This window comes from Methylotenera mobilis JLW8, from assembly GCF_000023705.1.
Taxonomy (GTDB): Bacteria; Pseudomonadota; Gammaproteobacteria; order Burkholderiales; family Methylophilaceae; genus Methylotenera; species Methylotenera mobilis.
Window position 1 is genome coordinate 1,017,732 of sequence record NC_012968.1, and the last position, 22,344, is coordinate 1,040,075.

Here is a 22,344-nt window from a genome sequence, read left to right on the forward strand (position 1 = left end):
TTTGGTGTTCATATCGGTGAATTGAATCATGATGCTTAAGTTTAATATCTAATCATTATCTAATAGGTGAATTATCATGCAGTCATTACCAACGCCCGTAACGCAAACAAAAGCGCTTAATTTGGCTGATGTGGCGAGCAAAAATGGTTCGTCTGTAAGTAAATCATCAACAGAAAACGCTAAAGCGGCATTTCAGGCCGAACTCAATAAGCAGGTTAAAGCTAAACAGGCACAAATCAAGCAAGATAAAAGTTCAGAACCTGCCAAAAATACAGCGCAGCAAAATTCGTCAGTAAAGGATTCGTCTAAGGTTGAGCAAACGGATCAAGCCAATAAAGACACAAACACCACATCTGCAGATGCTGCTTTGTTAGCTGATTTTAATAAACAATTAGATGCAGCGCGTGATGTGGCCAACCAAGCTGACTTGAGTGATGCTAAAAATCAACCTCAAGTTACTGTACCTGTAGATGCAGAAAATAAAGAGGCGATTGTCTCTGAGTTGATTTCATCATTGGGCTTGGCTTCAGCACAAGGTTTGCAAAATGTTGCTGGTAATAGGCGTGCGTCGGTAGCGTCAGAAGCAGGTAATTCTACATTAAGCACGGCAGGTGCCGCTGCACAGCAAAAAAACTTAATAGCTGCCTTTAATAACTCAGCAGTCTCTGCACAGCAGCCTGCTGATGTTAGTGCTAAACCTCAACCTGATGGCTTGGCAGATGTTCTGGCAGCTAAGCCTGATTTGAAATCGGCTGTAGATGATGCTACGTTTGGTAAGGCGATGGCTAATGCCGCTAAAGACTTGTCGACTAAAGAGTTGCCGGTAAAAGATGTTGTGCCTAATGTAGCGCAAATGCAAGCTGCAACAACGAGTGCTGTGCAAAACAATAACAATGTTGCAGCACAGCAATTGGCGAGCTCAAATGTGATAAGCGTTTACCCGGGCAAGACCGGCTGGGACCAAGCAATCAGTCAAAAGGTAGTATGGATGGTAGGTGCTGGGCAACAATCAGCCTCACTTACATTAAATCCGCCAGATATGGGGCCATTAAAAGTTGTGATTAATGTGCATAACGATCAGGCCGATACGACATTTATTTCAGATAATGATGAAGTAAGAAAAGCGCTTGAGAGCGGGATGTCACACTTGCGCGAAAAAATGAGCGAATCTGGAATTCAATTGGGTCAGGCCAATGTAAGTACTAGTCAGCAATCGCAGCAGGAGTTTCAGCAGACTGCGCAGGGTGCTAAAGTATTTGGAGGTAGCAATAGTCAATCAAATACAAAAGTAGTAGAGAATGACAGCCATGCCAAAGTGACTGTGCGCGTATCAGACGGATTGGTTGATACCTTTGCTTAAGGGCGATTAAGCTCGTCACTGTTGTCTTCATTTAAAGTTATCTTCAGTTAAATAAGAATCTAAGGCGCTTTTCCACCTTTTATTTCGGTGTCTTTTGGTTTAATTTTTTGCATAATGTAGCCATAATATGGCTATGATTGCATAATATGCAACCTAAGTTAAATTAAAGGAAAAGTTCATGGCTCAAGATCCAGTACAGGCACCAGAAGAAGCGGCCCCAGCCTCCAAGAAAAAACTAATCATTATTATTGCGGCTGTTGTATTAGCATTGGGTGGCGGTGGTGCAGCATGGTTTTTGACTCAACAAAAATCACACGCAAAAAAAGAAGAAGTGAAAAAAGAGGAGCCAGCGAAAGCGCCTGTTTTCCTAACCTTAGATACCTTTACCGTTAATTTACAGCCAGACCCAGATGAGAAATTCTTGCAAGTAGATATTTCGCTGCAGGTTGCTAGCGCTGAAGCAGCTGAAGCCATTAAGTTACATATGCCTGCGGTTAAAAATCGTTTGTTGTTACTATTAACTAGCAAAAGTGCTGCAGAAATATCAACTGTTGAAGGCAAGCAGGATTTGAGCAATGAAATTATTGCAGAGGTAAAAAAACCTTTTGCGCCTAACGCTAAACCTCAAGAGGTTTTGGACGTGTTTTTCACTTCTTTCGTGGTTCAGTAATCCACACTGAATTTAAATTATGGCCGATAAATTTTTATCACAAGACGAAGTTGATGCACTGTTAAAGGGTGTAGGGGGGGATCATGATGATGATCAGGCCGCCTCAGAAGCCGAGGGTGTTCGTGACTATAATCTAGCCACACAGGAGCGTATCGTGCGTGGGCGTATGCCTACGTTAGAGATTATCAATGAGCGCTTTGCTCGTCTTGTACGTATTGAGCTGTTTAACTTTTTAAGGCGTACTGTTGAAGTCTCTGTTGGCCCTGTACGCATCACCAAATATAGCGACTTTATTCGTAATTTAGTTGTCCCCACCAATTTAAATCTTGTGCAAATGAAGCCATTGCGCGGTACTGCGTTAATGGTGTTTGATCCAACGCTAGTGTTTCTGGTGGTTGATAATATGTTTGGCGGCGATGGTAGATTCCATACGCGTGTGGAGGGCAGAGATTTTACGCAGACTGAACAGCGGATTATTCAGCGTATTCTAGCCATTGTGTTCGAAACCTATGCAAAATCATGGGAACCAGTGTACCCGATAGAGTTTGAGTATCTGCGCTCAGAGATGAATACGCAGTTCGCCAACATTGCAACCCCAAATGAGGTTGTGGTGGTGACTACCTTTAATGTGGAGCTGGGGCCAGCTAGCGGAGAAATTCATTTCTGCATGCCATATTCCATGGTTGAGCCTATTCGTGATTTATTAACCTCACCATTACAGGGCGAGGTTCTGGGGGCAGATAAGCGTTGGGTTAAGCTCATGACACAACAGGTTCAGGCCGCTGAAATTGAAATTGTTGCTGATTTAGCCACTACCGAGATGCATCTGGGTAAAGTGCTTAATATGAAGGTTGGCGATGTGATTCCAATTAGTATGGATGACGCTATTGAGGCAAAAGTAGACGGTGTGCCCGTTATGTTATGTAAGTATGGGTTGTTTAATGGGCAGTATGCCTTGCGTGTAGAAAAACTTTTGAGATCGAACTCTACAGAATATATTAAAGGAGAACCTTATGGCGACTGATCCAGTGGATGATAGCAATATAGACAGTATCGCTGAGGATGATTGGGGCGCTGCAATGGCAGAGCAGGCATCGTCTGAGACTGCAGCAGATGATTGGGGCGCTGCCATGAATGAGCAAGCCGCTGCATTGCAGGACGATAAGGCTGAAAAAGCTCAGGTATTTACAGAATTTACAGCGAAAAATAAATTGCACGAAACTCAAAACGATATAGATTTTATTTTAGATATTCCGGTACAGCTGACCGTTGAATTAGGCCGCACTAAAATTGCAATTAAGAACTTGCTGCAACTAGCTCAAGGTTCTGTCGTTGAGTTGGATGGCATGGCAGGTGAGCCAATGGATGTGTTGGTCAATGGCTGTTTGATTGCGCAGGGCGAAGTTGTGGTGGTTAATGACAAGTTTGGTATTCGTTTAACTGACATTATTACCCCTGCAGAGCGCATACGTAAAATTAATCGTTAATAGCCCTTTATTACATTGCCTACCTAGAAACAGCCAAACCTAATGAAGTTTAAATTACTATTTATCTCCCTGCTTTATTGGCTATCAAGTTCAGCATTAGCTGCAGAGGCGGTGGTACACCCCTCGCCGACAGGTAGCCTGCTTAAGATGATACTAGGTCTAATGTTGGTGTTGGGCGTGATGGCTGGGGTGGCGTACCTAGTTAAGCGTATGTTGCCTGGTGTCGGCCATCAGCAGTCTACAATTCATATTGTGGGCAGTGCCAGTGTAGGTACACGTGAGCGCGTGGTGGTATTGGAAGTTGGCGACCGGTGGTTAGTAGTAGGTGTCGCGCCAGGACAGGTGAGTGCAATCGCTAATCTAGAAAAAGGCATGACCACGTTAGCTGACAAAGTTGATAGCTTGGAAACTAATGCTCAAATTAGCCATGCTGAAACCCTTGCCTCATCGTTTGGAAAAATATTAAAGAATTCGGCAAGTAAATTTACTGAGAAAACTAATGGTTAAGAGTTGGGCTGTTCGTTTAAAGGGGTTGTTTCTTCTAGGCTTGGTGTTACTACCTTTTTCAGTATTAGCCGCAGATGCTTTGCCGCTAGTGCACGCCTCGCCAAGCGCTGGTGGTGGTCAAGATTACACATTAAGTTTACAAACTTTAATCCTACTCACATCACTCACGTTTTTACCCGCCATTGTGCTAATGATGACGGGTTTCACTCGTATTATTATTGTACTTTCCCTACTGCGTCAGGCATTGGGCACCCAATCTGTACCACCTAATCAAGTGATGATAGGCTTGGCCTTGTTTCTCACTTTTTTTGTGATGTCACCTGTGATTGATAAGATTTATGTTGATGCATATAAACCGTTGTCTGAGAATCAAATCTCGATGCAAGAAGCTATGGATAAAGGTGTTGCACCGCTCAAAGAGTTTATGCTGAAGCAAACGCGAGAGGGTGACCTCGCTTTGTTTGTAAAGATGGCAGAAGTAGAGAAAATTGAGAGCCCTGACCAAGTGCCGCTTAAAGTGCTGGTGCCAGCCTTTGTGACTAGTGAGTTAAAAACAGCGTTTCAAATTGGTTTCGCCATATTTATACCATTTTTGATTATTGATATGGTGGTTGCCAGTGTATTGATGTCGATGGGGATGATGATGGTATCTCCGGCAATCGTGGCGCTGCCATTTAAGCTGATGCTGTTTGTGCTGGTAGATGGATGGCAGCTGATACTTGGCTCGTTAGTGGAAAGTTTTTATTAGCCGTGTTCATTCTTAATCAAGATAAAGTAGGGAGTATCTAATGACGCCAGAAAGTGTAATGACGTTAGGTAGAGATGCGATGAGCATTACTTTAATGATTGCGGCTCCGATCTTGCTTACCGTGCTGGCGATAGGCTTGCTAGTGAGTATCTTCCAGGCGGCAACGCAAATTAATGAGCAAACATTGTCTTTTATTCCTAAGTTGGTAGGGGTGTTTGTAGCGCTGATGCTTGCTGGTCCGTGGATGCTAGGCACAATGGTTGACTATATGCATTTGGTTTTTACTAGCATACCGGCAATGGCCAATTAATTTTGCCTGATAGTAATAGCCATTTAAATCATGATTACATTCAGTGGTGAGTTTCTACAAACTTGGGTAATCAGTTTATTGTGGCCGCTTACACGTATTCTGGCTGTTATCGCGATTGTTCCTATCCTCAGCCACGCTACTATCCCTAGACGCGTTAAATTAGGGTTGAGTGTACTGCTTACCATTATTATTGTGCCTACCATTCCGCCTCTCCCGCAATTTGAGGCCTTTTCATTAGAAGGCTTATTGATTCTAGTCCAGCAGGTGATTATCGGCTTTGCAATCGGCTTTAGCATGCGCTTGGTATTTGCTGCGGTTGATTTGGCTGGGCAATTAATAGGCTTAACCATGGGTCTAGGCTTCGCACAGTTTTTTGATCCACAAACCAATGGTCAGTCAACAGCTTTAAACCAGCTCTTAGTGTTGCTGGCGATGCTTATTTTCCTGAGTTTGGACGGACATTTGATCATTGTCAGCGCGATGGCTCGTAGCTTTATTACCATGCCGATAGGGTTAGGTGGAGCGGGGATTGATGCAATGCAAATTGCATTGTGGGGCAATACTATTTTCAGTGCTGGGTTAATGTTGGCACTGCCAGCGGTATGCGCCTTACTGATTACCAACATGGCATTAGGCATTTTAACGCGCACAGCACCGCAACTTAATCTATTTGGTATTGGCTTCCCAATTACATTGAGTATGGGCTTTGTGGTGGTAGCGCTGTCACTAAGCAGTATGCTGCAACCTATCATCAAGTTTATTGAGCAAGGCACAGACAATATGATGCAAGTGTCTGTGCCCAAGCATGTTGATAATAAATAGCAATTGGGCTATCTATTAAGTTGGAATAATCTTAAATAAAGTTAAATAAAGACAAGTTGGTTGTTGCCACAAATGACTTCTGCGCAGCTTCCATAATCGTTTGATTTTTAGACAAGTCAGACAATGCTGCTGCATAATCTAGATCTTGGATATCAGATAATGATTTGCTGTACTGTAGGTCTAAATCACTGCCTGAGATATCCAACTGGTCTAATTCGTTTAGTCTTGAGCCTATGCTTGCACGCACAGTAAGTACATTATCTAGACCTTGACGCATGCTGCTAAGCCCGGAAGCAACGCCCGCAGTAAATGCAGCCTGATTTGCAGGTGTGAGCGGGGTGTTTAATAAAGTGACCAAGTTCTGTATGGTAGCAAAAACATCGTTACCACCAGCCTGAAATACATCATCTCCCGTGGCGTTTACTACCATTTGTCGCGACGTATCCACTTGTAGTGATTGATTGTTAGTATCGCCTACATATGCAGCCCCAGTGGCATTCGCAACAAATGGCGCGGTATCTGTTTGAAAGCCTGAGTATAAGTAATTGCCTGATGCATCTTTTGTGTTTGCAAGGCCGATTAAACCTTCTAATGCTGTTTTTAAATCCGCGGCAACAAAGCCTCGCTCTAGGTCAGAGTAGGTTGCATTACCAGCTGAGACTAATGATGATTGGATTGATGTCATCAAGTTTGTGACACTGGTTAGGTTTGACTCTAGCGTGTTCAGTTTGAGCTGGGCGGTTTGTCTGGTGTCGGCAAATTTTGAGTTAGCACTCTTTGCTTGTGCAAGCTCAGCAGCCCTTGCTGCGCCTACAGGGTCGTCTGAAGGGGAGGCAATGCGTTGCCCGGTAGCTATTTGCTGCATCAGTTTAGTTTGTTCTGATTGCAAATTCGTAATTTTGGAAATACCGGATTGATAGATTGTATTGGTGCTGATTCGCATGATAACTCCTTAAGCTATTGACTAGGTACCAAGTTGCAATAGCACATCAAACAGTTGGCTCGCAATTTGCATCATTTTTCCTGCGGCCTGGTAGGCTTGCTGGTAACGAATTAGATTGGTTGCCTCTTCATCTAGGTTAACACCTGACTCAGCCTGAACTGATGCATTGATTTGTTCCAGTACCTGACCCTCTGACACACTCAGAATGCCAAGCTCACGGGTTTTATTACCTACGCCATTCACCATCTGGCCAAATGCATCAGAGTAGCTTTTGTTGCCGGTAATGGTGTCGGCATTTTGCAATTTAGCCAATAATAAACCATTAGTATTATCACCAGGGCCAGTCACACTGTTTGGAGTCACTGTAAATTGGTCGCCATTATTTGGCGTCCCAGAAATGGTAAAACTCATGCCGGCAGTGGATATTGTTGCTCCGTTAACAAACGTTACCGGGGCGCCTGCCGCATAGGTAACAGAGGTGCCATTAGACGTCACTGTTACAGGCTCTGTAGCAATAAAGCCAGTGAGTGTATTAGGTGCACCAGCGTTGTAAGTAATATTAAATGGGCTGGCAATAGGGCTGGAAGCGTACGTGCTGTCAGCCGCAGGGCTGCTAATACTAGCTGTGCCAGTGTTGGCAACATTAGCGCTGGAACTTAGTATGCTGCCACCAATAGCAAGTTTTCTTGCATCGGTAATGGCCAATGTGAATTTAGTGGCGGCGTTCTGTGTTGGTTTAATTAAGAAGCTATCGCCAGCTAGCATGGTGCCCGTGGTTTGACTGATGGTTAAACCGTCAATATTGGCCGGCAGGCTGCTAAAGTTTTGCGTTGTGTTATCGCTTAATCTGGTAACGCTATAATTAGTGCCATCAAATAGTAATTTATAATCGCTGGTAGTCAGCGCCTTGGCATCTACAATTTTTGCCGCTACTTCTGCCGGGCTTGCATTGGCTGGTGTAGTGGTTGGGCCTGAGTTCAATGCACTTGAGTTGACTACAGGTTCCGCAATGTTAAATAGTGCTGAGCCGAGAGTGCCGTCTAGATCATAGCCTTGCATCAGTTGAGAGTTAAACGTATTTCCTAGCACTACAGCAATCTGACCTATTTGATTTTGTACAGCGTCTAAAGACTCTGCACGGAATTGTAATAAGCCGCCGATTACGCCGCCAGGCAGGCTATTTGCGCCAAGTACCGTTGTTTTACTACTAGATTGGTATGCAACTTCAAGCCGGCTTGGATCTGTGGGTGAGGGAGTTGTCAGGAGATTAAAGGTTTCTTTACCCACCACTAATGGTAGGCCGTTACCTACGTATACGTTATAGCCACCTTGCCCTTGAGATACCACGGTAGTTTTAATCTGCTTACTGAGCTCTAATACTAGTTGATCCCTTTGGTCCATTAAGTCATTAGGCGTGCTGCCGTTTGCGCTAATTGATTTTTCAATTACATCATTGAGGCTGGCAATTTGTTTTGCATAAGTATTAACAAGACCTACGCTGGACGTAAGTTGTGTGTTTACACTGTCACGAATCTCATTTAATCGGTTATTGGTGGTTTGAAAGCGGCTTGCAAGAGATTGTGCATATGACAGCATGGATTGACGCGTGGGAATGTCACTCGGGTTTGCACTTAATTTTTGTACCGCACCAAAAAAATCACTCATGGCCGGGTTAAGGCCAGCAGTTGAGTTAGACAACATATCATTGATAGATGTCATCTGCGACAGGTAGGTGTTGGCGCTAGAGCTATTTGACTGGCTACGCACAGCTTGTGCCGCTAGTATGTCGTTAAAAATCCTAGTGACTGAGGCGATTTCCGTGCCTTGGCCAACAAAACCATATCCAAAGTTTTGTGATTGCGCTGCAGCTTGCACAACTACTTGTCTTGAGTAGCCAGGTGTGGAGGCATTCGCAATATTGTGACCAGTGGTACTGATACCGACTTGTGCGGCAGCAAGGGCACTTTTCCCGATATTTAAGATGTTAGAGGCCATGGTAGCGTCTCACTTTAACTAATTTCATATATTGTATGACGGCATCAAATATTAAAACTTTAGGCCATGGGTGGTGATTACTTCTTATGATGATGACACTTTTTTAATTACATTAGTGAGTTTTTCTGCATAATTAGGGTCAGTCGCGTATCCTGCTTTTTGCATGGCTTTTGCGTAGCCTTGTACGTTGTCTAGGTTTGCCATTACGTTCTCATAACGCGGGGTGTTGCGCATTAAGTTAGCAAAGTCTTTAAACGAATCGGCATAATTGTCATATGCACGAAATTTCTCAATGCGCTTTTGTTTAATGCCGTTAACGTACTCTGAGGTTACGGCTTCAACGACCTTGCCATTCCAATTGCCTGTAGCTTTGATGCCAAAAAGATTGTTGCTTGCTGTGCCGTCTGCGCCCCTAATTTCGCGTTTTCCCCAACCACTCTCCAGCGCAGCCTGGCCCAGCATTAAGTTAGCAGGAATGCCGGTAGCACGGCTTGCAACATCAGCATGTTGAGCCATTTTTCTTTGGAAACTGTCAGCACTACTGTCGTCATTTAGTGGTTTAAACTCGTTACTATCTTTCATGGAGTGATTTAAACGACTAGGGTTTTGTTGCAAGGCAATCTGTGCTTGATGCAAAAACGGGTTGTTGATTAAGCCCTCATTCAGGCCAGATTGCCGGTCTGTTAGGCCGGTGCTGTTATCTACTGCTTGTTCCAGCGCGTTGTTTGTAGCATAGCCATTTTTGCTCAACTGTCTTGCCAGTACGTCAGCCAAACCTAGGCCTTTAGATGAAAGGTTGCTGGTCAATTGCTGGTCTAGCATGCTGATAAACGTGCGGCTTTGATCGTTATCTAATAAGCCGTCTTGCGGCGTTGCATCACGCATGCTTTTCAGCATCATGTTCATGAAAATAGCTTCAAACTGCTTAGCTACCCCCTTGATTGCCTCGGGTGAGTTTTCTCTTGCGGCCTGTTTTAGGTTGTTCAGGCTGCTGGCATCAATAGCAAGGTTGCCGGACAAGTCTGCCTTGTTTGTGATGCTGTTGTTAATGTTGTTAGTCATGGCTAGTTTGCATTTAATCTAGTTCGTACTTAAATTACTTCCAACTCAGCACGCAGAGAGCCTGCAGCTTTCATGGCCTGTAATATTGCAAGTAAGTCTTGCGGTGTTGCACCTATTGCATTTAATGCTTTCACCACGTCTGAAAGGTTGGCGCCACTGTCTAGCTTAACTACTTGTCCAGGGTCTTTTTTGATATCAATCTCTGAGCGTGCTGTTGCAACGGTTTGTCCGCTAGCTAATGCGCCTGGCTGGCTTATCACTGGGTCGGTATTGATAGTAACGGTTAAATTGCCATGTGATACCGCGCAACTTTCAAGCGTTACAGTCTGATTCATGACCACTGAACCGGTACGCGCATTGACAATGACTTTGGCGTAGCTCGCTGCTGGTGCTACATTTAAGCTTTCTAGTGCGGCTAAAAATGCAACTCGGCTGTAACTGGCTGGTGGGTTAATTTGAATCACGCGTGCATTTTGTGCCAGTGCCGTATTTTGACCAAATTGGCGGTTTACAGCGTCTACTACTAATGATGCGGTAGAGAAATCAGAGTCTTTTAACTCTAAATTAAACGTGTTGTTTTGGGTGACGTTGGAAGGCACTGCGCGCTCAACAGTGGCACCTGCCGTAATTCTACCTACACTTAAGTGATTAACCTGTGTTTGTGAGCCATTGGCTGATGCACCAACCCCACCCACAACCAAGCTGCCTTGTGCCATTGCATACACCTGGCCATCTGCACCTTTTAATGGGGTCATCAGCAATGTGCCGCCTCTCAGGCTTTTAGCATTACCCATAGATGAGACGGTGATGTCTAATGTTTGCCCAGGTTGCGCAAAGGCGGGCAGGCTACTTGTAACGATGACGGCCGCTACGTTTTTAAGTTGCAATGATGTACCTGTCGGTAAATTGACGCCCATTTGCTGCATCATGCTGATAATACTTTGTACGGTAAATGGTGTTTGCACGGTTTGGTCGCCAGTGCCATCTAAACCCACTACCAAGCCGTAACCGATAAGCTGGTTGCTACGTACGCCTTGTATGGAAGCCAAGTCTTTCAGGCGTTCTGCATGTGCAACTGGCGCTGTTGTGATACTAAGTACAGTGCTTGCTAGCAGCAGGCAGGGCAGCATAATGCCTTTAACAATTTGCCCCAAGCGGGGGCTCGGTGTAGGTAAAACTTTTATGTGAGATAGTTGTGCCATATGATTTCTACCATGGGCTCACGCTTAAGAAGAAGCGGGCGAAAATGGATGCCACTGCTGCACCATCAATTTTGCTATTGGTTCTGTATTCGATGCGGGCATCTGCAACTTTCGTAGAAGGCACAGTGTTGCCTAAAGTGATGGTGTCTGGATTCACCACGCCTGAGAAGCGAATAAACTCTGTACCTTTATCTAGTGCTACTTGTTTTTCACCACTCACAGCTAAGTAACCATTGGGTAACACATCGACGACAGTAGTAGTGATAGAGCCGCTGAATACATTTTTTGCATTGCCTGCAGCGTCATCTGTATAGGAGTTATCTGAACTAGCAGAGGCCGAGCCTAATTTTGCGTAAGGTAATCTTGATACCAGGCCACCAACAACGGGTATGTTATCCCCAAGTTTTGCATCGGTACTAAAGCTTACTGAACCTTGTTTGCTGGCGGAACTGCCGTTTGCTTTGGTGGCGGAAGTGTTTTCTGTAATGCTGATGGTGACAATATCGCCGATAAAACGTGGGCGATGGTCTTCAAACATCGGACGATAAGACGAAGCGCTATATATGCCACCATTATTATTAGGTGTGTTACCTATTGACGGAGCTCTCGCTGTGGTCGGCTGGTTGACGATAGAAGTGGGCGTTACTGCACAGCCGTAGAGTAGGGCTGCTGCAAATGTTGCAGCAGCACCGCGGCTAAATTTTCTGCTCACAGTCACTAGGTATGTTTTTGTATTCACTACCGGTTTGATTGTCGTATTTAGCAATTTACCTTGCGTGGTATTCAGCATGATTGCCTCTTAATGTTCTGACAATAAAACCTTAAAAATGCATCTTTGTATATGTTGGTTTGTAGATATGCTTTTTTAAAGTTTGTTAGATGATTCCTTAATGTTATCACCAGTTTAAATTTACATTTGTGTTAATTTCTGCAACATTTGGTCAGAGGTAGTAATTGCCTTACTGTTAATTTCATAGGCGCGTTGGGTTTGAATCATATTCACCAACTCTTCTACTACGTTTACGTTGGATGTCTCCACATAACCTTGCGTGAGCAAGCCCGCCCCATTGGTGCCAGGGGTGTTGGCGTTGGCAGTGCCCGATGCCGCTGTTTCAACGTATAAATTCTCACCGTTACCTTGTAGGCCGGCCGGATTAATAAACGTGGCTAGTTGCAATTGGCCGATTTGGGTCACAGCTGTTGAGCCAGCTAAAGTCACCGACACAGTACCGTCGCGGCCAACAGTCAGTGTTTGTGCGTTGCTTGGTACGGTAATCGGTGGTTGCACGGAAAAGCCGCTAGAAGTGACTAGTTGGCCTTGGAAGTCTACTTGAAACGCGCCGTCGCGTGTGTAAGCCGTTGTGCCGTCCGGAAGTAATACTTGAAAGAAACCGGCGCCTTGGATGGCTACATCTTTATCATTGCCAGTTTGCTGTATATTGCCTTGCGTAAAGATACGCTCTGTTGCTACTGGTCTCACACCGGTACCTAATTGCAAACCAGAAGGCAGCTGTGTCTGTTGGGATGTTTGTGCGCCTGGCTGTCTAATCGTTTGATATAGCAAGTCTTCAAATACCGCACGTGATCTTTTAAAACCATTGGTACTAACGTTTGCCAAGTTGTTTGAAATCACGTCCATTTGCGTTTGTTGCGCATCTAAACCAGTTTTCGAGATCCATAGTGAGCGTATCATTTTATTTCCCTTTAATCACAGCCAATAGTTAACTGCTTTTGCCTAAAGTGTACTGATAGATTGTTACAATAGTTTCATCATAACTGAGATACGGCTAAGTCAATTGCAGGAGTTGACTTGCTTTATTGGCGTTATTCTCAGCAGTTTGAATCAGTTTCATTTGAGTTTCAAATTGTCGAGACAGGCTGATCATAGTGACCATAGCGTCTACCACATTGACATTGCTGCTCTCTAATGCGCCTTGCACTACGCTGACATTTGCATCTGCGGTAGCTGGGTTGCCATCTTTGGTGGTAAATAAACCATCGTCAGCGCGTACCAAGTTTGCCTGTGGCGGATTAACCAGCTTGATACGTCCAATAATATTAGAAGGGCCGGGCAGAGTTAAATTGTTCACTGTAGAAACCGTACCGTCTTTACCTATACTTACCGCCACATCGGGCGGAATGGTGATAGGGCCGCCATCGCCCATGATAGTCAGTCCGTTAGCGGTTTGCAGTAAGCCATTAGGACTGGTTTTAAGGGAGCCGTTGCGCGTGTATGCTTCTGAGCCATCAGCGCGCTGCACCGCTAGCCAACCGTCGCCCTTGACTGCGATATCTAAGTTTCGATTAGTCGATTGAATTGCACCTGAGTTAAAGTCGCTGCCACTAGTAGAGTCCACCACAAAAGCACGTGTGGGCAAGCCTGTGCTTAGCACTGGCACCGCCCGAAACGAGTCTATTTGCGATTTAAAACCAGTAGACGTAGCATTGGCCAAGTTGTGGCTGGTTGTAGCTTGTTTCTCAAGGATATGTTTCGCACCTGTCATTGCGGTGTATATCATGCGATCCATTTCGGTGCTCCCTTTAGTGGCTAACTATTAACGAAGATTCACTAGTGTTTGCAAGACCTGGTCCTGCGTTTTGATGGTCTGCGCATTGGCTTGGTAAACACGCTGTGCGGTAATCATGTTGACCAGCTCAGCGGTTAAGTCTACGTTAGAGTCTTCCACTGCGGATGATTGCAGTACGCCTAGTAAACCGCTACCTGGTGCGCCAGTTAATGCCGGACCAGAGCTTGCACTAACAGCCCATGCATTACCGCCTAACGATTGCAAACCATTCGGGTTGGTAAAGCTAGAGAGTACAACCCTACCTAAGTTTTTAGATTGGCCATTGCTGTAACGGCCAACAATCGTGCCATCACTTGCTGTATTGAAGCCAGATAAGCGACCAGACGTGAAGCCATCTTGCGATAAGGCGTTGATACTAAATGCTGAGCCGAACTGCGTGCTCTTAGAGTAATCAATTGTAGTTGTCACGTTAGCTGCACCGTTGGCAACTGGTGTTGTTGCAGTATTCATTGGCGTAAAGGTGACAGATGGTATTCCTGTTGCAGGCGCTGTCGGCGTGATTGTTGGTGACACGCCTGTGCCGGTGAATGTCATCTGTGCTGTTGCTGCACCTGAAGCCGGGATCGGTGCGCCATCTACCGTCGTATAAATATCCCAAACGTTGGCTGCGGTTTTGCGGAAGAAGTTTTGCAGCGTATGGGAGTTACCCAAACTATCATAAACCGTTACAGCCGTTGAGTTGTTATAAGTGGTCGGATCCGTTGAGCTAAATACAGGAGCCGCCGGCATCGGGTTGTTTCTAGAGTCCAGATTAATTGTACCCTCAATCTTGGTGGTTGCCACTGGCTGAATATCTGCAGTGTTGATCTGCAGGTCAACGGCTGCGCCGCTTAATATGTTGCCGTTAGCATCTGCAGCATAACCGGTTAAGCGTTTGCTGGCTGAGTCTACGATGAAACCTTGCTTGTCTAATTGAAATTGACCGTTACGCGTATAGGTAACGGCGCCGCCTGATGACATGCGGAAAAAACCGTTGCCATTAATCGCGATGTCCAATGAGTTGTTGGTTGCGGTAATGTTGCCTTGGGTGAATTGCTGAGCTACGGTGGCTAAGTTGGTACCAATACCAATTTGGCTGCCACCACCACCGGTGATTGAGTTCGCAAATACATCGGCAAACTCGGCTCTAGACTGCTTAAAGCCTACAGTGTTTGCATTAGATACGTTGTTGCCAATCACTTCTAACTGTTTAGAAGCTGCGTTAAGACCGCTTAAACCTTGTTGAAAACTCATTCTATTCTCCTTGGAGCTAAATTATTTATTTGCTAACGCTAACTATAATGTAGAGCTTAAAAAATTTCTTTTACTGCGCTAGTGTCAACTGTCATTAAGTTGCTCAAATTCAGCTTAACTCCTGTTGAGTAATTGGAAATACTTAAGACTTTTGCAAAACTTAAAGCGTTAGCCTCAGCCGTGTTGGTGCCTATGGTTGCGCTCACTTCGAATTTATAGCTGCCTGTTGCCGCAGCGGTGCCATCATCTTTTAATCCATCCCATGTTAGCGGCAAAGTACCGGTGTCTTGTTTGCCTAGGTCGATGGTTCTAATCACGGCGCCTGCGCTGTCTTTAATGCTGACCTTAACTTTGTCTGCACCGATAGGTAACTCCACGCCAAAATAGCCACCTTCACCAGCGGTTTCAACCGTATTGCCAGGGGTGAGTATGTTGCGGCCTATCATGTTTGAGGCTTGATATGACTGACCCATTTGCACATTGTTGATTAAGGTTTCCAATGTGTTGTTTAATTTATCAATGCCGGTTACTGTTGAAAGCTGAGCCATTTGGCTGGTTACCTGGGCATTGTCCATCGGGTTGAGAGGGTCTTGATTTCTCATTTGTGTCACGAGTAACTTCATAAAGCGGTCTTGGGCAGCATCCACAGAGGTTGTTGTTGTATTCTTTTTGCCGTTTACAGCATCTAACAAGGTTTGTGATGCGGTATTGGTGGTGTTTACGGTTGTCATTTAAAGGCTCCTAGCTGGATGTGCTTAATTGGGCGGTCGGCTGCATTCTGTATTCGAATGTCTATCCTTGGCCGATAGTAAGTGTTTTCATCAACATCGTTTTTGTTGCATTCATGGTTTCCACATTGTTTTGGTAAGCACGAGATGCAGAGATCATGTTTACCATTTCCTCGGTAACGTTTACATTCGGCATGCTGACGTAGCCTTTGTCGTTGGCTAACGGGTGTTTAGGGTCGTATATCATTCTTGGTGCAGATTTGTCTTCAACTACTTTTGTTACTTTGACGCCGCTTACATCAGGGGACTTGCTTGGCATCGCGCTAAAAACGACTTGTTTTGATTTGTAAGGAGTGCCATTGGCGCTGGTTGCACTATCTGCGTTTGCAAGATTACTGGCTACCGTGTTGAGACGCTGCGCTTGAGCGCTCATTGCTGAGCCAGAAATATTAAACACATTGAATAATGACATCGATTTCTCCTTAAACTGTTACCTAGCTGCTTAGCTAACTTGGACCATCTTGATTAGTGCTTATTGCCCTTGGATGGCTGCCAGCATTTTTTTCAGCTGTCCGTTAATCATGATGATGCTGGCTTCGTAGCGAATCGCATTGTCTGCGAACTGATTGCGCTCAACGTCCATGTCTACGGTATTGCCATCAACACTGCCTTGTACAATAGGTCTAAACATTGCGCCACCACCAATGCTGGAAGGTATGCCATCCAAGTGTTTGTCTGAAGTTTTGTTGGTATTGAATGCTTCTTTATTCGCAGCGCCCGCCATTGCGCTTTTCATGGCTGCGCCAAAATCTAAATCACGAGCCTTGTAATTGGGAGTATCTGCATTGGCAATATTTGCGGCAATTAGTTCCTGACGCTGACCACGCACTCTCAGTGCGTTTTGATGAAAACTTAAAGCTGCATCTAGTTTATTGATCATGATCGTTTCCCGGTGTTGCTTGTCCTAGTGTTGCTTGTTTTTAACGTAGCGGCTTAAGTTAGGATTATTCATCAATCAGCGCCATTTAATTGCAAGTCTAAAAAAACAAAAGAAATTACTTTTATTGCCGATAACATACTTGTCAGCAATTCTAATGATTTAACCTAAGCTTTGATTGCATAAGAAGAGGGGTATTTCTTGCCCTTTTCTTAGTTTTGCTAGACAGTAGTGTCCGTAGAATGCACGTTGAATCTTTGTAAGCTGCATAGGACTGCAATATGCCTAATGTTAACTATCATTTACCCTTGCAATTGATTGCAAAAAATAGCTTGAAAGTGCGCATGAGAAATGGTCTGTTAAGTTGCTTTGTAATGCTAATCGCGTTGATGCTGGGTAGTGCTCAGACATTGCATGCTGCCACCAGCCAAGCGGCCTTAAATAAACAATACCCTAAGCAAGATTTATCGCAATTGAGTGCAAAAGTAGTTGAGTTTTTGCAAACGCAAACGGTAGGTTACCCCGGTAAGGTGACGGTACAGGCTGGTGCGATTGATCCAAACTTGAAATTAGCGCAATGTCAGGATGCTCAAGTTTTTTTACCGACGGGCAGTCGCGCCTGGGGCAAAACCAGTGTCGGTATTCGCTGTAACACCCCTAGTGCCTGGACCATCTATGCTCAGGCCACGGTTAACGTAGTGGCGCAATACTTGGTTGCGGCAGTGCCGTTAGCGCAGGGTAGAGTTGTTACGGCAGATGACCTCTTGTTTCAGTCTGGAGACTTAACGCAGCTACCTGCTGGCATATTCACCGATTTGGCGCAGGCGCAGGGACGTATTGTGAATATATCCATGACTGCAGGTACCGTACTTAGACAAGAAATGTTAAAGGTGTCTCCGGTTGTGCAGCAAGGGCAGACCGTGATGGTGACTTCATCGGGTAAGGGCTTCCGCGTCTCTGCCGAAGGCAAAGCAATGACCAAGGCAAATGAAGGCCAAGTGGTGCAGGTTAAAGTGGCGAGCGGGCAAGTGGTGAGCGGCATTGCGCGCCAAGGTGGTCAAGTTGAGGTTGTGTTCTAATGGCGCGTAATCGGCGATGGTGAATGTTCGTTTTTAGTGATGCATAAACAATTGTTTATTTATTGTTTTATTTTAGGTAAAAGATTAAAGTTAGCTTAAACTATGCCGATATTTGCATTAAGGATGCGTGTATACGCATTAAGCAAGTAAGCAAAAAGGATGAAATGCCATGAAAATCAATGAATCAATTAAAAATGCTGCTGGCTTAGGTCTTGATAAAGCTAGTATCGAAAAAGCGAATGCTGCTAAAGTCGAGGCTGATGCTAAGCAAAAGGCTGGGAAATCAGCATCAAGTGAAAGTGCTTCTGGTAATGTGACGTTATCACCACTATCAGCCAAATTGCAAACTTTAGAAACTAAAGTTAAAGCAAGTAATGTTTATGATACTGAGAAAGTAGATGCAATTAAGTCAGCTATTGCTAACGGTCAGTTTTCTGTAAATTCAGAAAAAGTGGCTGAAGGCCTGATTGAAACTGTAAAAGATTTACTCACTAGCCGTTTCGCTTAATACTACTATGGTTAATACATCTTCCAACCAGCCTGTTAGTTTCTCACAAGATACTCAGCTGGTGGCCGAGTTAGTCGCTCTGCTTGAGCGCGAGCAAGCGCATCTGGTCAAGGCGGATGTGGCTGCAATCGAAGCTGTTCTGGAAGAGAAGTCATTGTTGTTGCAGCGCTTAAACTTAGCAGCAAAATCACGCTACCAGCAGTTGCAAGCGCATGGTTTCCAATCCAATGAGGCTGGCATGACTGCTTGGGTTGAGACGCAAGCCAAAAAAGAGATTAAAGCAGCTTGGATGCAGTTCCAAAAATCTTTGGCACAAGCTAAAGAGTTGAATAGACTAAATGGTGTGCTAATTAGTAAGCACTTTAATCGTAATCAGGAGTTGCTCAATCACCTGCAAGGTAATAATGATGCCAACTCAGTTTATGGCCCAGATGGCCAAGCTAAACCCAAAGGACCTTCACGTTCAGGTTTAATTGTATAGGTTTGTGCCTATTTCATGTACTTACTTCAGCGCGATTTAAAATCACCAGTTAATTAATCGCCAATTAATCAATCAGCAGTTAATTTGTATTTTTATTGATCATGGTTATTCAACCATAATTCAACCGATACTTTTCTAGCCTTCCAATACCTCTAAAAATGCATCACCGTAATGTGTGAGTTTGGCCTGTCCAATACCACTAATCCTACCCATCTCGGTCAAGCTGGTTGGGCGATGATTTAGAATTTCTAGCAGTGTGCTATCGTGGAAAATTAGGTAAGGTGGTACACCTTGCTCTTTTGCCAGCTCCGTACGCTTGGCTTTGAGTGCATGCCACAACGGGTCATCCGCCACATGTGCATAAGCCTCTTTGGCACGCGCGCCACGTTCAACTTTGCTTGCGCGTTTAGGTGTTTCCTGATCTTGGCGTAGCCATACCATTACTTCGCTACGTAGCACTGGGCGGGCAGCCTCGGTGAGACGTAGCCCACCAAACGCATCCATGTCAGTTTCTAGGTAGCCACTTGCAACTAACTGCCTGAACACGCTGCTCCATTGCGTCTGTGATAGGCTTTTGCCTATACCAAAAGTGCTTAATTGCTCATGGTTAAACTGTGTAACTTTGGGACTGGTTTTTCCAAGAAGTACGTCAATCAGATGCACTACGCCAAATCTTTGCCCAGTGCGATATACACACGACAATGCCATTTGTGCAGCCTGAGTGCCATCCCATGTATCTGTAGGCGTGAGGCAGTTGTCGCATTGTCCGCAATCACCTGGATGCTGTTCTCCAAAGTAACGTAATATGGTTTGGTGACGACATGCCGTTGACTCGCAGAAACCAAGCAGAGCATCCAGTTTTTGTCGCTCCACATGCTGGCGTTCAGCAGGGGCGTCGCTGTTTTCCAGCATTTGTTTCATGTTGACCACATCGCCTAAGCCATACGTCATCCATGCATTGGCTGGCAGGCCATCTCTGCCGGCACGGCCTGTTTCCTGGTAATAACCTTCCATGCTCTTAGGTAAGTCTAGGTGCGCTACAAAGCGGACGTTAGGTTTATCTATACCCATGCCAAATGCAACCGTGGCCACCATAATCACACCTTCTTCGCGTAAGAATCGCCTTTGATGGGCGTGGCGTATATCTGCATCCAGCCCAGCATGGTAGGGTAGAGCATCCCAGCCCTTTGCTTTTAGCCTTTCGGCAGTTTCTTCTACTTTACGGCGCGATAAGCAGTAGATGATGCCTGCATCATTCGGATGTTCAGACTCAATAAAAGACTCTAGCTGCTGCCGTGCGTTGGCTTTAAGTAGCACGCGGTATTTAATATTAGGGCGATCAAAACTAGAGATAAATTGGCGTGCATCTTCCAGCGCTAGACGTTCTATGATTTCAGCCCTAGTCGGTGCATCTGCGGTAGCGGTTAGCGCGATTCTGGGTACATGTGGAAAGCGCTCGTGCAGTACAGTGAGCTTGCGGTATTCTGGCCTGAAGTCGTGCCCCCATTGTGAAACGCAATGCGCCTCATCAATTGCAAAGAGTGCAATGCCGATGTGATCTGCAACCTGTTCCAACAGGGAAAGAAAGTTGGGTATGAGCAAACGCTCAGGCGCAACGTACAACACTTGCAACTCGCCGCGCAGCAGTGCGGCAGTTACTTTGCTAAATTCTTCTGAGTTTAAGCTAGAGTTGAGAAAGGCGGCTTTTACACCAAGCTGCTGCAGGGCATCCACTTGGTCTTGCATAAGGGCAATGAGCGGTGATACCACAATGCCAACGCCTTGACGCAACAGTGCTGGTAGCTGATAACACAGTGACTTGCCGCCGCCTGTTGGCATCAGTACGAGTGCGTCACCGCCTGCAACCATGTGATCAACAATTTCTTGTTGCTCACCGCGAAAGGAATTATAACCAAATACGTCCTGCAAGCAGGCTTGCGCAGTCAAATGGCGTGCTGATGGGTTTAGCAATTTAACTGCGCTGATGATTTGGTATTGAAGGCGAGGATGTTATGCAACACCCTGGCTTAATAGGTAGTCTTCATAGTTACCACTAAAGTCTACGATACCATCTGCCTTGATTTCAATAATACGTGTAGCAATGGAGCTGACGAACTCGCGGTCGTGGCTGACAAAGAATAATGTGCCTTTGTATTTGTCTAGCGCAGTATTCAGTGCTTCGATGGATTCCATGTCCATATGGTTGGTTGGCTCATCCATTAGCAATACGTTGGTTTTGCCTAGCATCAGTTTGCCATATAGCATGCGGCCTTTTTCACCACCAGACAGTACTTTAACTGACTTCTTGGTGTCGTCACCAGAAAATAACAGACGGCCTAGCATGCTGCGCACGGTTTGATCATCATCACCTTGCTGGGTAAATTTAGTCATCCATTCGAACAATTCTTCACCATCTTCAAACTCGTATTCGTGGTCTTGTGCAAAGTAGCCGATTTTTGCTTTCTCAGCCCATTTTACTTCGCCGTGTTTTGGCTCTAAGTCACCTGCTAAGCAACGTAAGAATGTGGTTTTACCGATGCCGTTTTCACCAATAATCGCTACTTTTTCACCAGCTTCAAACATCAGGTCAATATCATTGAACAATGTACGATCAAAGCCGTGGCTGAGTTTTTTCAACTCTACCGCATTACGATGCAGTTTTTCGCGATCATCGTATTCAAAGCGAATAAACGGATATTGGCGAGATGAAGGCTTGAATTCTTCGATTTTGATTTTATCAATTTGTTTCGCGCGACTGGTTGCCTGTTTTGCTTTAGAAGCGTTGGCAGAGAAGCGGCGTACGAAATCTTGTAAGTCGGCAATTTGCTGTTTAGCTTTTGCGTTATCTTTAGCTTGCTGTGCGCGTGCAGCGGTGCTGGCTTCCATGTAGTCATCATAGTTACCTGGATATACGGCAATTTTACCGTAGTCCATGTCACAGGTATGCGTACACACTTGGTTTAAAAAGTGGCGGTCATGCGAAATAATAATCATGGTGCAGTTACGATTATTTAACACGTCTTCTAACCAGCGGATGGTGTTGATGTCCAAGTTGTTGGTTGGCTCATCCAGCAGCAGAATGTCTGGATTTGCAAACAAGGCCTGCACTAGTAATACGCGCAGCTTCCAGCCCGGCGCTACAGCGCTCATCGGACCGTTATGCTGCTCAGTAGGGATGCCAACGCCTAGTAACAATTCACCAGCGCGCGCCTCGGCCGTATAGCCATCATATTCAGCAAATACAGCTTCCAGCTCAGCTGCGCGCATGTAGTCTTCTTCCGTGGCTTCTAAGTTAGCGTAGATTGCATTTTTTTCTACGTTAGCTTTCCACATTTGTTCGTGGCCCATCATCACAACATCCAGCACGCGTTGGTCTTCGTAAGCAAACTGATCTTGGCGCAAGAATGCCATGCGCTCATTGTTATCTAGCGAGATATTGCCTGAGGTTGGCTCTAGCACCTTGGCTAGAATTTTCATATAGGTTGATTTACCACAACCATTGGCACCAATTAAACCGTAGCGATTACCATCACCGAATTTAACTGAGATGTTTTCAAAGAGTGGCTTGGCGCCAAACTGCATCGTGATATTGTTAGAAATTAACAAAATGTAGACCTTAAAAATAAATTAATTACAAAATATAGTGCGTGTATGTATTGGATGCTTGCCGGTATTGATACAAGT

Annotated in this window: 24 protein-coding genes; 11 read left to right on the forward strand and 13 right to left on the reverse strand. The window is 45.1% G+C overall.

Annotation, left to right across the window (positions count from 1 at the left end):
- The first annotated feature begins 76 nt into the window (after positions 1-76).
- The 8 genes from MMOL_RS04740 (at position 77) to fliR (ending at position 5,904) form a co-directional block, all read left to right on the forward strand.
- Positions 77-1,360, forward strand: coding sequence for a flagellar hook-length control protein FliK (locus tag MMOL_RS04740; RefSeq protein WP_015831877.1), 1,284 nt, complete (start codon positions 77-79; stop codon positions 1,358-1,360).
- Between the two features lie 178 nt (positions 1,361-1,538).
- The gene (gene fliL / locus MMOL_RS04745; protein WP_015831878.1) at positions 1,539-2,030 is read left to right on the forward strand and encodes a flagellar basal body-associated protein FliL; all 492 of its coding nucleotides are present in this window, start codon (positions 1,539-1,541) and stop codon (positions 2,028-2,030) included.
- A 19-nt stretch (positions 2,031-2,049) separates the two neighbouring features.
- Complete coding sequence (fliM, locus tag MMOL_RS04750; protein ID WP_015831879.1) at positions 2,050-3,054, forward strand: flagellar motor switch protein FliM; 1,005 nt, start codon at positions 2,050-2,052, stop codon at positions 3,052-3,054.
- Positions 3,044-3,517, forward strand: a complete 474-nt coding sequence (fliN, locus tag MMOL_RS04755; RefSeq protein ID WP_015831880.1) for a flagellar motor switch protein FliN — start codon at positions 3,044-3,046, stop codon at positions 3,515-3,517. Before fliM ends, fliN begins: the two co-directional genes overlap by 11 nt.
- 42 nt (positions 3,518-3,559) lie before the next feature.
- Complete coding sequence (fliO, locus tag MMOL_RS04760; protein ID WP_015831881.1) at positions 3,560-4,024, forward strand: flagellar biosynthetic protein FliO; 465 nt, start codon at positions 3,560-3,562, stop codon at positions 4,022-4,024.
- Positions 4,017-4,772, forward strand: a complete 756-nt coding sequence (gene fliP, locus MMOL_RS04765; protein WP_015831882.1) for a flagellar type III secretion system pore protein FliP — start codon at positions 4,017-4,019, stop codon at positions 4,770-4,772. The genes fliO and fliP overlap by 8 nt, the downstream gene beginning before the upstream one ends.
- A 40-nt stretch (positions 4,773-4,812) precedes the next feature.
- The gene (gene fliQ / locus MMOL_RS04770; protein WP_015831883.1) at positions 4,813-5,082 is read left to right on the forward strand and encodes a flagellar biosynthesis protein FliQ; all 270 of its coding nucleotides are present in this window, start codon (positions 4,813-4,815) and stop codon (positions 5,080-5,082) included.
- A 30-nt stretch (positions 5,083-5,112) separates the two neighbouring features.
- Complete coding sequence (gene fliR / locus MMOL_RS04775; RefSeq protein ID WP_015831884.1) at positions 5,113-5,904, forward strand: flagellar biosynthetic protein FliR; 792 nt, start codon at positions 5,113-5,115, stop codon at positions 5,902-5,904.
- A 31-nt stretch (positions 5,905-5,935) separates the two neighbouring features.
- On the opposite strand, the gene flgL is transcribed toward fliR, so the two are convergent.
- The 11 genes from flgL to flgB form a co-directional block, all read right to left on the reverse strand.
- The gene (gene flgL / locus MMOL_RS04780; RefSeq protein ID WP_015831885.1) at positions 5,936-6,847 is read right to left on the reverse strand and encodes a flagellar hook-associated protein FlgL; all 912 of its coding nucleotides are present in this window, start codon (positions 6,845-6,847) and stop codon (positions 5,936-5,938) included.
- 21 nt (positions 6,848-6,868) lie between these two features.
- Positions 6,869-8,842 (reverse strand): flagellar hook-associated protein FlgK, encoded by a 1,974-nt coding sequence (gene flgK / locus MMOL_RS04785; protein ID WP_015831886.1) that lies wholly within the window; start codon positions 8,840-8,842, stop codon positions 6,869-6,871.
- An 84-nt stretch (positions 8,843-8,926) separates the two neighbouring features.
- A complete protein-coding gene (gene flgJ / locus MMOL_RS04790) occupies positions 8,927-9,904 on the reverse strand; it encodes a flagellar assembly peptidoglycan hydrolase FlgJ (RefSeq protein ID WP_015831887.1) in 978 nt (325 codons plus the stop codon).
- A gap of 29 nt (positions 9,905-9,933) precedes the next feature.
- Positions 9,934-11,034 carry a flagellar basal body P-ring protein FlgI gene (locus MMOL_RS04795; protein WP_238524411.1) on the reverse strand — a complete coding sequence of 367 codons (1,101 nt, stop codon included), beginning with the start codon at positions 11,032-11,034 and terminating at the stop codon, positions 9,934-9,936.
- 79 nt (positions 11,035-11,113) lie between these two features.
- Complete coding sequence (locus MMOL_RS04800) at positions 11,114-11,896, reverse strand: flagellar basal body L-ring protein FlgH (protein WP_015831889.1); 783 nt, start codon at positions 11,894-11,896, stop codon at positions 11,114-11,116.
- Between the two features lie 120 nt (positions 11,897-12,016).
- The gene (gene flgG, locus MMOL_RS04805; protein WP_015831890.1) at positions 12,017-12,799 is read right to left on the reverse strand and encodes a flagellar basal-body rod protein FlgG; all 783 of its coding nucleotides are present in this window, start codon (positions 12,797-12,799) and stop codon (positions 12,017-12,019) included.
- A gap of 94 nt (positions 12,800-12,893) precedes the next feature.
- Complete coding sequence (gene flgF, locus MMOL_RS04810) at positions 12,894-13,634, reverse strand: flagellar basal-body rod protein FlgF (RefSeq protein ID WP_015831891.1); 741 nt, start codon at positions 13,632-13,634, stop codon at positions 12,894-12,896.
- 27 nt (positions 13,635-13,661) lie between these two features.
- Positions 13,662-14,927 (reverse strand): flagellar hook protein FlgE, encoded by a 1,266-nt coding sequence (gene flgE / locus MMOL_RS04815; RefSeq protein ID WP_015831892.1) that lies wholly within the window; start codon positions 14,925-14,927, stop codon positions 13,662-13,664.
- Between the two features lie 56 nt (positions 14,928-14,983).
- Positions 14,984-15,658 carry a flagellar hook assembly protein FlgD gene (locus MMOL_RS04820; RefSeq protein WP_015831893.1) on the reverse strand — a complete coding sequence of 225 codons (675 nt, stop codon included), beginning with the start codon at positions 15,656-15,658 and terminating at the stop codon, positions 14,984-14,986.
- A 61-nt stretch (positions 15,659-15,719) separates the two neighbouring features.
- Entirely contained in the window at positions 15,720-16,127 is a 408-nt protein-coding gene (gene flgC, locus MMOL_RS04825) for a flagellar basal body rod protein FlgC (RefSeq protein WP_015831894.1), read from the reverse strand.
- 60 nt (positions 16,128-16,187) lie between these two features.
- Entirely contained in the window at positions 16,188-16,595 is a 408-nt protein-coding gene (gene flgB / locus MMOL_RS04830; RefSeq protein ID WP_015831895.1) for a flagellar basal body rod protein FlgB, read from the reverse strand.
- Positions 16,596-16,873: 278 nt separating this feature from the next.
- On the opposite strand from flgB, the gene flgA reads away from it, so the two are divergent.
- From flgA to MMOL_RS04845, 3 genes are all read left to right on the forward strand, one after another.
- On the forward strand, positions 16,874-17,671 hold the full coding sequence (gene flgA / locus MMOL_RS04835; protein ID WP_015831896.1) for a flagellar basal body P-ring formation chaperone FlgA: 798 nt from the start codon (positions 16,874-16,876) through the stop codon (positions 17,669-17,671).
- Positions 17,672-17,840: 169 nt separating this feature from the next.
- Positions 17,841-18,179, forward strand: coding sequence for a flagellar biosynthesis anti-sigma factor FlgM (gene flgM / locus MMOL_RS04840; protein WP_015831897.1), 339 nt, complete (start codon positions 17,841-17,843; stop codon positions 18,177-18,179).
- A 7-nt stretch (positions 18,180-18,186) separates the two neighbouring features.
- A complete protein-coding gene (locus MMOL_RS04845; RefSeq protein WP_015831898.1) occupies positions 18,187-18,660 on the forward strand; it encodes a flagella synthesis protein FlgN in 474 nt (157 codons plus the stop codon).
- Between the two features lie 135 nt (positions 18,661-18,795).
- Here MMOL_RS04845 and recQ read toward each other — a convergent pair whose 3' ends face one another.
- Both recQ and MMOL_RS04855 read right to left on the reverse strand, forming a co-directional pair.
- Positions 18,796-20,631 (reverse strand): DNA helicase RecQ, encoded by a 1,836-nt coding sequence (gene recQ, locus MMOL_RS04850; protein WP_015831899.1) that lies wholly within the window; start codon positions 20,629-20,631, stop codon positions 18,796-18,798.
- A 39-nt stretch (positions 20,632-20,670) separates the two neighbouring features.
- Positions 20,671-22,266 (reverse strand): ABC-F family ATPase, encoded by a 1,596-nt coding sequence (locus tag MMOL_RS04855; protein ID WP_015831900.1) that lies wholly within the window; start codon positions 22,264-22,266, stop codon positions 20,671-20,673.
- Positions 22,267-22,344 lie beyond the last annotated feature (78 nt).